This window comes from Homoserinimonas sp. (assembly GCF_056262345.1).
In genome coordinates this window covers 1-12,118 of record NZ_JBACFR010000090.1, presented here as the reverse complement: position 1 = coordinate 12,118, position 12,118 = coordinate 1, and the positions used below count along the sequence as shown (strand labels likewise).

The 12,118-nt window shown below is 65.8% G+C and carries 12 protein-coding genes; 10 read left to right on the top strand and 2 right to left on the bottom strand.

The features are described 5' to 3' along the window. The first annotated feature begins 26 nt into the window (after positions 1–26). Genes AC062T_RS04690 through AC062T_RS04655 form a run of 8 tightly spaced genes read left to right on the top strand, consistent with a single transcriptional unit; the run spans position 27 to position 7,648 of the window. Positions 27–995: an electron transfer flavoprotein subunit alpha/FixB family protein gene (locus tag AC062T_RS04690; RefSeq protein ID WP_476027861.1), complete on the top strand. Its 969-nt coding sequence runs from the start codon at positions 27–29 to the stop codon at positions 993–995. Positions 996–1,021: 26 nt separating this feature from the next. Continuing rightward, complete coding sequence (locus tag AC062T_RS04685; RefSeq protein ID WP_476027859.1) at positions 1,022–1,945, top strand: cytochrome b/b6 domain-containing protein; 924 nt, start codon at positions 1,022–1,024, stop codon at positions 1,943–1,945. 57 nt (positions 1,946–2,002) lie between these two features. Continuing rightward, complete coding sequence (locus AC062T_RS04680; RefSeq protein ID WP_476027857.1) at positions 2,003–2,758, top strand: SDR family NAD(P)-dependent oxidoreductase; 756 nt, start codon at positions 2,003–2,005, stop codon at positions 2,756–2,758. Positions 2,759–2,794: 36 nt separating this feature from the next. Beyond that, on the top strand, positions 2,795–3,994 hold the full coding sequence (locus AC062T_RS04675; protein ID WP_476027855.1) for an acetyl-CoA C-acetyltransferase: 1,200 nt from the start codon (positions 2,795–2,797) through the stop codon (positions 3,992–3,994). Continuing rightward, a complete protein-coding gene (locus tag AC062T_RS04670) occupies positions 3,991–4,779 on the top strand; it encodes a crotonase/enoyl-CoA hydratase family protein (RefSeq protein WP_476027853.1) in 789 nt (262 codons plus the stop codon). Before AC062T_RS04675 ends, AC062T_RS04670 begins: the two co-directional genes overlap by 4 nt. Next, positions 4,776–5,570 carry an enoyl-CoA hydratase/isomerase family protein gene (locus AC062T_RS04665; protein WP_476027851.1) on the top strand — a complete coding sequence of 265 codons (795 nt, stop codon included), beginning with the start codon at positions 4,776–4,778 and terminating at the stop codon, positions 5,568–5,570. The genes AC062T_RS04670 and AC062T_RS04665 overlap by 4 nt, the downstream gene beginning before the upstream one ends. Then, positions 5,567–6,409, top strand: a complete 843-nt coding sequence (locus AC062T_RS04660) for an SDR family oxidoreductase (protein ID WP_476027849.1) — start codon at positions 5,567–5,569, stop codon at positions 6,407–6,409. The genes AC062T_RS04665 and AC062T_RS04660 overlap by 4 nt, the downstream gene beginning before the upstream one ends. Positions 6,410–6,454: 45 nt before the next feature. After that, entirely contained in the window at positions 6,455–7,648 is a 1,194-nt protein-coding gene (locus AC062T_RS04655; protein ID WP_476027847.1) for a thiolase family protein, read from the top strand. Between the two features lie 49 nt (positions 7,649–7,697). Here AC062T_RS04655 and AC062T_RS04650 read toward each other — a convergent pair whose 3' ends face one another. Continuing rightward, positions 7,698–9,329, bottom strand: coding sequence for an AMP-binding protein (locus tag AC062T_RS04650; protein ID WP_476027845.1), 1,632 nt, complete (start codon positions 9,327–9,329; stop codon positions 7,698–7,700). Further along, a complete protein-coding gene (locus tag AC062T_RS04645) occupies positions 9,317–10,111 on the bottom strand; it encodes an enoyl-CoA hydratase/isomerase family protein (protein ID WP_476027843.1) in 795 nt (264 codons plus the stop codon). Before AC062T_RS04645 ends, AC062T_RS04650 begins: the two co-directional genes overlap by 13 nt. Before the next feature lie 75 nt (positions 10,112–10,186). Between AC062T_RS04645 and AC062T_RS04640 the strand changes: the two genes are divergently transcribed. Beyond that, a complete protein-coding gene (locus AC062T_RS04640; RefSeq protein ID WP_476027841.1) occupies positions 10,187–10,543 on the top strand; it encodes a hypothetical protein in 357 nt (118 codons plus the stop codon). A 226-nt stretch (positions 10,544–10,769) separates the two neighbouring features. Beyond that, positions 10,770–12,026 (top strand): C4-dicarboxylate TRAP transporter substrate-binding protein, encoded by a 1,257-nt coding sequence (locus AC062T_RS04635; RefSeq protein ID WP_476027839.1) that lies wholly within the window; start codon positions 10,770–10,772, stop codon positions 12,024–12,026. The last annotated feature ends 92 nt before the right edge of the window (positions 12,027–12,118 follow it).

Here is a 12,118-nt window from a genome sequence, read left to right as displayed (position 1 = left end):
GCCCGTCTGATCTGAGAGGCACACACATGTCAACTGTTCTCGTCTCCATTGAACTCACCCCGACCGGCCAGGTGCGCCCAGGACTTTCGGATGTCGTCGCTCACGCCCAAACGCTCGGCACGCCCATCGGCGTTGTTGCCGATGCGCCCGGCGCCTCGGCGGCAACCGCGCAGCAGGTTGGCGCCCTTGGGCTTGCACAAGTTCTGATCGCCGAAACGGCCGAAGCGGGCGTGCAGGAAGCCGAACCCCAGGTGCGGGCGATTGCCGCAGCCGCCGCGCTCCACAGCCCTGCCGCAATTCTTGTTGCCAACACCGTTCGCGGCCGCACCGTCGCCGCGCGCGCAGCCGTGCGGTTGGGGGCGGGCATCCTGGTCGACGCGGTCGCCGTTCGCGAGGGGGCTGAGGGCGTCATCGCAACACATTCGATTTTTGGCGGCGCCTATTCCACGGAGTCGGCCGTTTCGGGCCGACCGGCCGTGGTCACGATTCGTGAAGGCTCCGCCGAGACAAAGCCTGCTGCTGTCGAGGCAACGGCCACGGCGCTTGAACTCGACGACACCGCGGCGCCTGCCGCCGCGATTGTTGAGGCCCGCGAGGAGGTGCGGCGGTCGGACCGGCCCGATCTGCGCACGGCGAGCAAGGTGGTCTCGGGCGGCCGAGCACTGGGCTCGGCCGAGGGCTTCGAGCTCGTCGGTCAGCTCGCGGATGCCCTGGGGGCCGCGGTGGGAGCATCCCGAGCCGCAGTCGATGCTGGCTATGTGCCGCAGTCGAGCCAGGTCGGTCAGACCGGGGTCACCGTGTCGCCCGAGCTCTATGTCGCTCTGGGAATCTCGGGCGCCATTCAGCACCGGGCGGGAATGCAGACGGCAAAAACCATCGTCGCCATCAATAAAGACGAAGATGCCCCCATCTTCGACGTCGCCGACTTCGGGGTAGTTGGCGACATCTTCACGGTGGTGCCCGCCCTGATCGCCGAGATCGAGTCGCGCCGCTAGCGGCGAACCACCTCGAGGAGACGGCGATGACTTCACTGCAGCAGTCCCAGCGATCGCGATGGCAGGTGATGCTGTGGGCGGTGCCCTCTGCCATCGTCGGCGTTGCGGCGATCATTTTTATCGCGCGATGGATGCGCGAGATCCCCGCGATCGCGGAGTTCGTTGAACAGTATCCGGGCGAGACTCATCTCCCGGATTCCGCGCCCGTCGGGCTGCCGGCCTGGCTGGGCTGGCAGCACTTCTTCAACGCATTTTTCATGGTGCTCATCATTCGCACGGGATGGCTCGTGCGCACCACGCAGCGCCCTGCGGCGCACTGGACCCGCAACAACTCTGGGCTGCTGCGCACGAAGGGTGCCCCCAAACGCATCAGCCTCGATCTGTGGCTGCACCAGAGCCTCGATGCGCTGTGGGTTCTCAACGGGGTGATCTTCATCGTCCTGCTGTTTGTCACGGGTCAGTGGATGCGCATCGTGCCCACGAGCTGGGAGGTCATCCCGAATGCGCTGTCGGCTGCGCTGCAGTATGCGTCGATGAACTGGCCGGTGGAGAACGGCTGGGTGAATTACAACAGCCTGCAGGTGCTCGCCTACTTCACGACCGTGTTCATCGCGGCCCCTCTCGCGATTGCGACGGGCCTGCGCATGTCGGCGGTCTGGCCGGCCAAGGCAACCAAGCTCAACGCGGTCTACCCCGTCGAGCTCGCCCGGGCCATTCACTTTCCCGTGATGCTCTACTTCGTTCTGTTCATCGTCACCCACGTTGCGCTCGTATTTGCTACGGGAGCCCTGCGCAATCTCAACCACATGTACGCAGGCCGGGACGAGATTTCGTGGGTAGGGTTCTGGGTCTTCGTGGGCTCAGTGGTGGTGATGATCGCAGCCTGGGTTGCCGCACGCCCGGTGATTCTGCGGCCGATCGCGTCGCTCACCGGAAAGGTTTCGCGCTAGGACCGTGCGCCAGCCGTACGTACATAGGCCATCCGCAAGTCAATCGAAGGGAACAGCATGAAGGTCGAAGGAATCACCGCCGTCGTCACGGGGGCCGCATCGGGCCTCGGCGCGGCAACAGCCAAGGAGCTTGCCGCCCGCGGAGCCTCGGTGCTCGGCCTCGACCTGCCCTCGCAGATCGCCAAGGCCGAGGCCGTAGATGGCGTTCGCTACGCGGCGGGCGACGTCACGAGCGAAGCGGATGTCACCGCGGCACTGGAAACGATCGAAACCGGTCGCCCCCTGCGGCTTGTGGTCAACTGTGCGGGAATCGCCCCGGCCCGCCGCGTGCTCTCGTCGAAGGGGGTTCACGAGCTCGACCTCTTTCGCAAGACGATCGAAGTCAATCTGCTCGGCACATTCAATGTTCTTCGCCTGGCGTCGGAGGTCATCGCGGCGCAGTCCGCCGACGAAAACGGCCAGCGCGGCGTGATCATCAACACCGCATCCGTCGCAGCGTTCGAGGGCCAGATCGGCCAGATCGCCTACTCTGCCTCCAAAGGTGGCGTCGTGGGCATGACCGTTCCCGCCGCTCGCGATCTGGCCCGCTCGGGCATCCGGGTGAACACGATCGCCCCCGGCATCGTCGACACCCCCATGCTTGCTTCGCTCGGCCCGGAGGTTGGGGCGTCTCTCGCCGCCGGCATTCCGTTTCCCCAGCGACTGGCACGCCCGAGCGAATACGCACAGCTCGTGCTGATGCTCGTCGAACACGACTACATCAACGGCGAGGTCGTTCGCATGGACGGCGCGCTGCGGATGGCTCCGCAGTAAGCCCCCCACCTCCCAACGCTGAAAGGCAGGTCGACGATGACCACACCAACCGTGCTTGTTGCTGGCGCACGAACCCCCGTCGGAAAACTTCTGGGCTCACTTTCGGGCTTTGCGGCCACAGAGCTTGGCGGTTTTGCCATTGCCGGCGCCCTGGAGCGCGCGGGAGTGAATGGAGCGCAGGTCGATGCCGTCGTTATGGGCCAGGTACTTACGGCGGGGGCGGGGCAGATGCCCGCCCGGCAGGCGGCCGTTCTCGGTGGGGTGCCGATGCATGTGCCGGCGCTGACCATAAACAAGGTGTGTCTCTCGGGGATCCAGGCGATCATTCTGGCCGACCAGTACATCCGCTCCGGTCTGCACACCACGGTCGTCGCCGGGGGGCAGGAGTCGATGAGCAGGGCACCGCACCTGCAGAATGCCCGGGTCGGTCACAAATACGGCCAGGTGACGATGGCCGACCATATGGAGATCGACGGGCTCTTCGATGCATTCACGAAGCAATCGATGGGGTTGCTCACGGAGCAGCAGAACGATTCCGACCCGCTCACGCGCGGAGCCCAGGATGACTTCGCCGCCAGGTCGCACCGCAGGGCGGCGTCGGCGCATGACGCCGGAGTTTTTGCGGAAGAGATCGTGCCGGTAACCGTGTCGCGGCGCGGCGGCGACGAGGTCGTGGAGCGGGACGAATCGGTGCGAGCCGACACCACGCCAGAGACGCTCTCTCGGCTGCGCCCCGCATTCCGCCCCGACGGCACGGTGACCGCGGGCAACTCGTCGCCCATCTCCGACGGTGCGTGCGCCGTCGTGCTTATGAACAGGGACGAAGCCGAACGGCTCGGGCTCGACTGGATCGCCGAAATTGGGGCGCCCGGAATGGTGGCCGGGCCAGACTCGACCCTGCAGCATCAACCGGCCAACGCCATCCTCGACGCCTGCCGCCGCGAGGGAATTGCCCCCGCCGACCTCGACCTGGTCGAAATCAATGAGGCTTTCGCTGCCGTTGGCATCGCCTCCGTCGCTGCCCTGGGCATCGACCCGGAGCGGGTCAACGTGAATGGCGGGGCAATCGCTATCGGGCATCCGATCGGCATGTCCGGCGCCCGCATCGTGCTGCACCTGGCGCTCGAACTCCAGCGGAGGGGCGGGGGCATCGGCGCCGCAGCACTCTGCGGTGGCGGTGGCCAGGGTGACGCACTCATCATTCGTGTTCCGCGCAGAAATGGAGACTCCCAGTGACAGAGCCCGAATCAGAGGTCGTTCTCGAACGCCTCGGCCACGTTCTGATCATTCGCATCAACCGGCCGAAGGCACGCAACGCGATCAACGCCGCGACCGCCGGGGCGCTCGGAGAGGCACTCGAACTTCTGCAGAGTGACCGCGAGCTGCGTGTAGGAATTCTCACGGGAACGGGCGCAGCATTTTGCGCGGGGCAGGATCTCAAAGCGTTCGCCGCAGGAGAATCGGTGATCCCCGCAGAACACCCCGAATGGGGTTTTGCCGGATGGGTCAGCCACTTCTGTTCTAAGCCGCTGATTGCCGCCGTTAACGGGCACGCGTTTGGCGGGGGCCTTGAGCTGGCCCTCGCCTGCGACCTCATCGTCGCTGCCGACGATGCCCTGCTGGGGTTGCCCGAAGTCACGATCGGCCTCTTCGCCGCGGGCGGCGGGGTGCCGCGCATCGCGCAACAACTGCCGGAGAAGATCGGGATGCGCATGGTGCTCACGGGGCAACCCATCACCGCGGCCGAAGGCCTGCGGTGGGGGCTCATCAACGAGAGCGTTGCCGCTGCCGACGTGCTCGACACGGCGATGGCGCTCGCGGAGGCAATCGCCGCCAACGCACCCCTCGCCGTACAGGCGAGCAAGCGCATCGTGGCCGAGGCTGCGCACTCGACAACGTGGCAGCCCGGGGCCTGGGAGCTCGTGGCCGAGGAGCTTTCCCGCGTATTCACATCGCAGGATGCCGCAGAAGGCAGCATGTCGTTCATCGAAAAACGCACACCGGTGTGGAGCGCAACATGAGCGCGGGCGAGCGGGGTGCCGCGGTGCAGCTCGAGCTTGAGGGTTCCATTCTCACGGTGACCCTCAACCGACCGGAGTCGGGCAATGCGGTTGACCTGCGAGTCGCGCGAGCACTGCGCGCCGCGGTGGAGGAGGCCGAAGATTCGGGTGCCGCAGTTATGGTGATCGCCGCGCGCGGTTCGGTCTTCTGCGCGGGCGGAGATGTCGCGTCGATGGCGACAGCGGATGATCCCGGAGCGTATCTGCAGGAGCTCGCGGGAGCGATGCACGAGGCGTTAGAGGCGATGAGTCGATCGCGCGTGTTTGTGATCGCAGCGATCGACGGCGCGGCAGCGGGCGGCGGTCTCGGGCTCGCTCTCACCGCCGCCTACATTGTCGCCACCCCCAGGGCGTCGTTTCTCACCGCATATGCCGGCGTTGGTCTCACCCCCGACAGTGGCGTCTCGTCCCTTCTGGTGCGATCCCTTGGCCTGCACAGGGCGCTGGCGCTCGCTGCGACGGGCCGCCCATTTTCGGCGGAGCAGGCCGCAGAGTGGGGAATCGTTTCGGAGATTGTGCCGCCAGAGGCGCTGCACGCGACCGTTGCCGAACGCGCCCGTTCTCTCGTCACGGCCGCTGGTCCTGCCCTGGGGGAGACCAAAAGGCTCATCCGTTCGGCATCCGAGACCACATACTCTGCCCAGCTCAGCGACGAACAGCGCACCATCTCGGCTGCCGCTGCAACCCCGCATGCGCAGAGTCGCATCCGCGCCTTTGTCGAACGTTCCGCCCGGAAGGCCGCGAAGAGATGAGCTTCACGGATGGATCCCTCGCCGGGGTGACGATCGTCATGTCAGGCGGTAGCCGCGGAATAGGTCGAGCGATCGCGGTGCGCGCCGCTCGCGACGGCGCCAACATTGTGATGCTCGCCAAGACCGCCACCGAGACGGCCTCGTTGACCGGCACGATCTTTGATGCGGCCCGCGAGATAGAGGATTCGGGCGGGCGGGCCCTCGCCGTGGTCGGCGATGTCCGCAGGGATGAGAGCATCGCCGAGGCGGTGGATGCCGCGGTCTCCACCTTCGGCGGCATCGACGTGTGCATCAACAATGCGAGCGCACTCAAGCCGTTCGGCACCCTCGACCTCACGCCATCGCAGTTCGACCTCATGCACGACATCAACTCGCGGGGCACCTTCATGCTGACGCGGGCCTGCCTGCCACACCTGCTGCAGTCAGAGCGCGCTCATGTGCTCACCCTGAGCCCTCCGCTCAATCTTGAGTCGCAGCGCTGGTTGGGGGAATTCCCCGGCTACCTCATGTCTAAATACGGAATGAGCCTCGCGACGCTCGCCTTCGCCGCGGAGTTTGCCGATCGGGGGGTCGCCGTCAATTCGCTCTGGCCCCGCACCACAATTGCCACGGATGCCGTCGGCAATCTGCTGGGCGGTGACGAGGTCATCCAGCGCTCTCGGTTCCCGGCGATCATGGCGGATGCTGCCCACGCCATCATCTCCGCCCCGGTGGGCAAACGCACGGGTCAGTTGCTCATCGATGACGATGTTCTGCGAGACGAAGGCATCACCGACTTCACGCACTACTCCGTCGGGGGACTCGGCGCGACACTAGAGAAGGACTTCTTTCTCGACTGATCGGCGGCAGAGCACCGCCACGGCACAACCTATATAAGGAGCACCATGCACAGCGCAGTCATCGTCGACGCAATCCGCACCGCATCCGGCAAAGGAAAAATGGGCGGGGCTCTCTCGGGCACCCATCCCGCCGATCTGCTCGCCCAGGTGCTCTCCGCCCTGCTGGAGCGTAACGGACTTGACTCCCGGCAGATCGACGATGTGCTCATCGGATGCGTGAGCCAGGTCGGCGACCAGAGTTCCAACATCGGGCGGGCGGCCCTGCTCTCGGCGGGGTTCGACGCGAGCGTGCCCTCCGCCACGATCGACCGCCAGTGCGGGTCAAGCCAGCAGGCGGCGACGTTCGCGGCGCAGGGGGTGATGGCGGGCGCATACGACATCGTCATCGCCGGTGGCGTGGAATCGATGAGCCGGGTTCCGCTCGGAGCGGCCTCGGCTGGCGGCCATCCCTACGGTCAGAAGATGCGGGAGCGCTACCCCGAGGGGTTGGTGAATCAGGGCGTTTCGGCGGAGCTGATCGCCACCAAGTGGGGCTTCTCTCGGCGGCAGCTCGATGAGTACGCGGCCGAGTCCCACAGAAGGGCCGCAGAAGCCATGGACAGCGGTGCCTTCGCCGGTGAAATCCTGCCGGTTACCGTCACGGCCGAAGACGGGTCTTCTGCGCTGTTCGACCGCGACGAGACGGTGCGAGCTACGACGACGGCCGATGGCCTCGCTGGCCTGCAGCCCGCGTTCCGCACCGACGCGATGGCGGAGCGCTTTCCCGACCTGGGTTGGTCGATCACTCCCGGCAACTCGTCGCCGCTCACCGATGGGGCATCCGGCGCTCTCATCATGAGCGAGTCGATGGCGGCACAGCTGGGGCTCACTCCGCGAGCCCGATTCCACAGCTTCTCGGTCGTCGGCGATGACCCGCTCTATATGCTCACCGGTCCGATCCCTGCGACGCACCGCATCCTGGAGCGCTCGGGGCTCTCGTTCGACGATCTCGATGCGTATGAGGTCAACGAGGCCTTCGCGTCGGTGCCGCTCGCGTGGGCAGCCGAGTTCGGGGCAGACCCTGCCAAGCTCAACCCCCGCGGCGGGGCTATCGCGCTGGGCCATCCCCTGGGGGCATCGGGCACCAAGCTGCTCACGACGATGCTCGGCTACCTCGAGGCAACCGGCGGTCGTTATGGGCTGCAGACGATGTGCGAGGGCGGCGGCATGGCCAACGCCACCATCATCGAGCGACTCTGAGATTGCTCAGCAGCGCGCGGCGGGCTTCGGATGTTCCTGGCCCGCTGCGCTAGCTATCGAGCGCTGAGAACAGCGCGGCGACGCGATTCTTATCGGTCTTGCCCGTCGGGTTCGTGGGCAGTTCGTCGACAACGATGAGATGTTCGGGCTGCTTATAGCGGGAGAGCCCCGCACCCGTGACGACAGCCCCAATCTCGGCAATCGTGAGGTCGGTGCGTGTGGAGACCACCGCAACGCCGATCTGCTCGCCCAACCTGTCATCGGCGACGGCGACGACGGCAGCCTGGCCGATATCGGGGTGCCGCAGCACGGCATCCTCGATCTCGCGGGCGCTGAACTTTTCGCCGCCGCGGTTGATGATCTCCTTGAGCCGACCCGTGATGCGCACGAAGCCGTCGTCACCGAGAGCGCCGAGGTCGCCCGTGCGGAACCACCCGTCGTCGGTGAACGCCTTCTCGTTGTGCTCCGGCCGCACGTAGCCCAGCATCATCTCGGGGCCGCGCAGCTGGAGTTCGCCGGCCGCGCCGTGGGGCAGCACACTGCCGTTGTCGTCCACCGTGCGAATCTCAATGCCGGGGGCGAGCCTGCCATCCGTCGTTGACCGGTGCTCAAGCGTGTCGAGTTCGTTGGAGAGGGTCGAGGTCGGAAGCTCCGTCATGCCCCAGGCCCGGTAGGCGGAAACACCGAACTCGCCAATGCCCGTCACGAGCTCCGGGGTCACGGCGGCGCCGCCGCAGCAGTACTGGCGCAGGGAGGAGCTATCGCGCCCGCTCGCTCGGTAGGCGGCGAGAAGCTCCCGCAGAAACGGCGCCGCTCCCGCCATATATGTGGCGCGGGTGCGTTCGATCAGTTCCACTCCCTCTGCGGCATCCCATCGGTCCATGAGAACGGCGCTGGCGCCGACGCGGGCCGGAATGAGAAACCCCTGCAACAGGCCGGTGATGTGCGTCATGGGGGAGGCCATGACCATGCTGTCGCGAAAGGTGAGGCCCCACTCGGAGATGGTCGAACGAAGCTCGTGGTGCAGCGCGGCGGGGGAGTGCAACACGGCTTTGGCGGCGGATTCTGTGCCCGAGGTGAAGAGAACAAGGCACGGGTCGAGAGGATGGCTGGGCTCGACTCCGGTGGGCACGGCTCCTGGCCCAGCAGCACCGGCGGCGGTCCATCCGACCGACGCCCCGCCGAGCAGCAGGCGAGAGACCGGGGAGAGCCCCGTTTCACGGATGGCCTGGTCGAGTTCATCTGGCAGCGTTCGCCCGCGAAACCTTGCCGCGGCCACGATGGCTCGCGGCCGGATCTGATCGAGGATATTGGTCATCTCGCTCACGCCGGAGAGCGGGACGATAGGGCTGCTCACGGCGCCGATGCGCCAGATCGCAGAGGCAACGGCGATGGCCTCCGGCCCCGTTGGCAGCATCCAGCAGACGGCGTCGCCGTGTCGCACGCCAGCCTCGATCAGGGTGCGGGCGATGGCCGACGACCTGGTCTGCAGTTCGCCAAAGGTCGATTCGGAATCGGCAGTTGTCACGGCGATGCGGTCGGGCCACGCGAGAGCGCTGCGCTCGAGGAGGTCGCCGATGGTCTCGTCGGTCCACGCCCCGCTCGACCTCCAGCGCTGTCGCAGGCTTTCGCCCACCGGCGTGCTTGCGAGGCTCGGCCAGCGGTTGGTTACTGCTCCCATCGAGGTTCTCTCTTCTCCCCGAAGGCGGCAGGTCCCTCCTTCGAGTCAGGGTGGGCCCAGTGCCGCTGCACGAGCTCCCAACCGAGGTCACGGTAGACGCGAACGGAGTCGGCGGTGAAGGCGCGGATGACGCGGCGAGTGTGTCGGATGGCAGCGGGTGAGCCCGTGCAAATCTTGGCTGCGAGGTCGAGTGCGTGATCAACGAGGGCTTCGGCGGTGAGTACCTCGGAGACGAGCCCGCTCTCGAGCGCCGTTGCCGCATCGACAACTTCGTGGCGACCGAGAAGTGCCATGCGCACGGCGCGATCGCGGCGCATGAGGGTCATGAGTTCGACAGGCTCGATGCCGCTGACCTGGCCGACGCTCACATGGGGGTCGAGAAAGGTCGCGCTCTCTGCAGCGATGATGATGTCGGCGTCGGCGACGAAGTGCAGACCGCCGCCGGCGCACGTTCCGTTGACGGCCACGATCACCGGCACATCGACCACGTTCCCGGGCAGGAACGACAGTTCGTCATCCGCGTCTTTTCCGACCTCGGTCCGGTTGGCCGAGAGCAGGCTCATGTCGGCTCCGGCGCAGAAGTGGCGGCCAGAGCCCGTGAGAACGATGCACTGGATGCTGTTGTCGGCGGCAATGGTGCGCCAGAGTTCGCCGAGGTCACGGATCAGCACGGCGTCGAGGGCGTTTGCGCTGCGGGGGCGGTTGAGGGTCACGAGGGCGATGCGATCGCGAATCTCGACGTCGACGACGTCGCTCTCGAAGTATCGATTGCCAAGTGTCATGTCACTCCTCGTTGAGATGCCCAGATAATGCAATAGCTTATATGCTTATTATGTTTACACAATCGAGGGGTTGAGATGAATAGATCGATTCTTGTCGTGTATACCAAACCGGTCGAGGGCCGCGAGCAGGATTTCAATGACTGGTACTCGGAGGTTCACCTGCCGGAGGTCGTTGAGCTTGACGGGTTTGTCGCCGCTAGGCGCTATCGCTTCGTGCCAGAGGGCAACGGGGGGGAGGTGTCTGCGCTTCCCTATCTCGCGCTCTACGAGATAGAACCAGGGCGGCTGAATGACGCCAGAGCGGCGCTCGCCGCAGCGCTGAAGTCATCGCACTACGCGATAAAAGAGGGGCGGACGCCCGAGCTCATGCCCAGTGACTCGCTTCATGCGGAACGCAGTGTTGCGTGGTTCGAGGAGATCGCCTCGACCTGATTCGACCGTCGCGGAGTGCTCGGGAATGTGATTAGCCTGTGACCTTCCGCGCCTCGACTTTAAGTCAAAATACTTGTATAGATAGCAATATAAGATTCTCGGCCCGAGCGCCCGTTACCCCAATCGGCTCTCATCCGACCATCAGCGAGAGGCAACGACGCCTTGGCTGCCGTCAGTGACGACAGTGGACACGGTGAACCGGCCTCCCCCTACGAGAGGGAACTTCATGCGAATCACTTCACACAGCACGGCGCGACGGCTCCTCGTGACCACGACCGCACTTCTCGCTGCCGGGGCGCTCGTTGCCTGCTCCGGCGGCGCAGCCGAGCCCGGCGAGGCAAGCGGTGAGGCCTGGCTCGACGAGCTTGAGCCTCGCGTGCTCAAACTCGCCGACTTCTCCGGTGACCAGACCGCCAACTTTGGTGCGGCGATGGTCAAGTGGCAGGACGCGATCACCGAGCGCACCGACGGCAAGATTACGTTCGAGAACTACTGGTCGGCGTCGCTCCTCGGAGCCACCGATTCCCTCCAGGGTGTGGGGGACGGAGTCGCCGACATTGGCCTGATCATCCCCTCCTACTACCCGCAGGAGCTGCCCGTTGGCTCGTGGATTTCGGGGCTCGGCAACGCGCTCAGCGGATCGACGGTGCACGACGTTGCCGCCGGCGGCGCAGCATCCTACGAAAACTCCACGACCTTCGAGCCCCTCGTCGAGGAGTATGCATCGCACAATGTGACGGTGTTGCAGGCCACGTCGTCGCCGGCATACAACCTTCTGTGCACCAAGCCCATCGAGTCCGAGGCCCAGGCCGAGGGCATGCGGGCGCGATCGAGCGGCCCGGCCTGGACGGGAACCCTCGAAGCGCTGGGGATGCTGCCCGTTTCGCTGGCCTTCAACGAGGCGTATGAAGGCCTTCAGCGCGGCGTCATCGACTGCATGGTCATCAACCCCAACCAGCTCGTGAGTGGACTCCAGCTCAAGGACATCGTCACGGAGTACGTGCCCGTAACGTTCGCGCAACTGCAGGCCTCTACCTGGGTTATGAACCTCGACGTCTGGGAGAGTTTTCCCGTCGAACTCCAGCAGATCGTGCACGAAGAATCGGCAAACGCTGCACTCAACATCTGGGAGGGTTACCTCGACATCGAGGCTGGAGCCGGTGAGCTCATCGCCGCTGGCGACGTGATCCGCACCAGCGACGTGAGCAAGCTCGAGCCCATCGCTCAGAAGCAGCGCGATGCCGCACTGGCCGCGCTTGCGTCGAGTGCTCCCGCGAGTGTCACCGACCCGAAGGGCGCGATCAAGGACTACCTCGACCGCATCGACTACTGGACCTCGGTGCTTGAGGACGAGGGCTACGAGGTTGCCGAGCGCACCCCTGAGGCCATCCTTGAGGCCTTCGCCGGGCTTGGCGATGTGGAGCTCTCCGGCTTCTTCGAGACGTTCTCGTCGGAGTTCGTCGCCTCGACGATGCCTAAGTAGAACCACCGGCACGTCAAAAAGAACCCAACTCGAGGCGGGGCGCGCGGCCCCCCCCCGGCGGCGCGCGCCCCGCCCACCCCCCCCCCGCCCCG

Excerpts from the sequence above, each read along its gene's own strand:
- AC062T_RS04690 (WP_476027861.1), top strand. The coding sequence starts at position 27 with ATGTCAACTGTTCTCGTCTCCATTGAACTCACCCCGACCGGCCAGGTG.
- AC062T_RS04685 (WP_476027859.1), top strand. The coding sequence starts at position 1,022 with ATGACTTCACTGCAGCAGTCCCAGCGATCGCGATGGCAGGTGATGCTG.
- AC062T_RS04680 (WP_476027857.1), top strand. The coding sequence starts at position 2,003 with ATGAAGGTCGAAGGAATCACCGCCGTCGTCACGGGGGCCGCATCGGGC.
- AC062T_RS04675 (WP_476027855.1), top strand. The coding sequence starts at position 2,795 with ATGACCACACCAACCGTGCTTGTTGCTGGCGCACGAACCCCCGTCGGA.
- AC062T_RS04665 (WP_476027851.1), top strand. The coding sequence starts at position 4,776 with ATGAGCGCGGGCGAGCGGGGTGCCGCGGTGCAGCTCGAGCTTGAGGGT.
- AC062T_RS04660 (WP_476027849.1), top strand. The coding sequence starts at position 5,567 with ATGAGCTTCACGGATGGATCCCTCGCCGGGGTGACGATCGTCATGTCA.
- AC062T_RS04655 (WP_476027847.1), top strand. The coding sequence starts at position 6,455 with ATGCACAGCGCAGTCATCGTCGACGCAATCCGCACCGCATCCGGCAAA.
- AC062T_RS04650 (WP_476027845.1), bottom strand. The coding sequence starts at position 9,329 with ATGGGAGCAGTAACCAACCGCTGGCCGAGCCTCGCAAGCACGCCGGTG.
- AC062T_RS04645 (WP_476027843.1), bottom strand. The coding sequence starts at position 10,111 with ATGACACTTGGCAATCGATACTTCGAGAGCGACGTCGTCGACGTCGAG.
- AC062T_RS04640 (WP_476027841.1), top strand. The coding sequence starts at position 10,187 with ATGAATAGATCGATTCTTGTCGTGTATACCAAACCGGTCGAGGGCCGC.
- AC062T_RS04635 (WP_476027839.1), top strand. The coding sequence starts at position 10,770 with ATGCGAATCACTTCACACAGCACGGCGCGACGGCTCCTCGTGACCACG.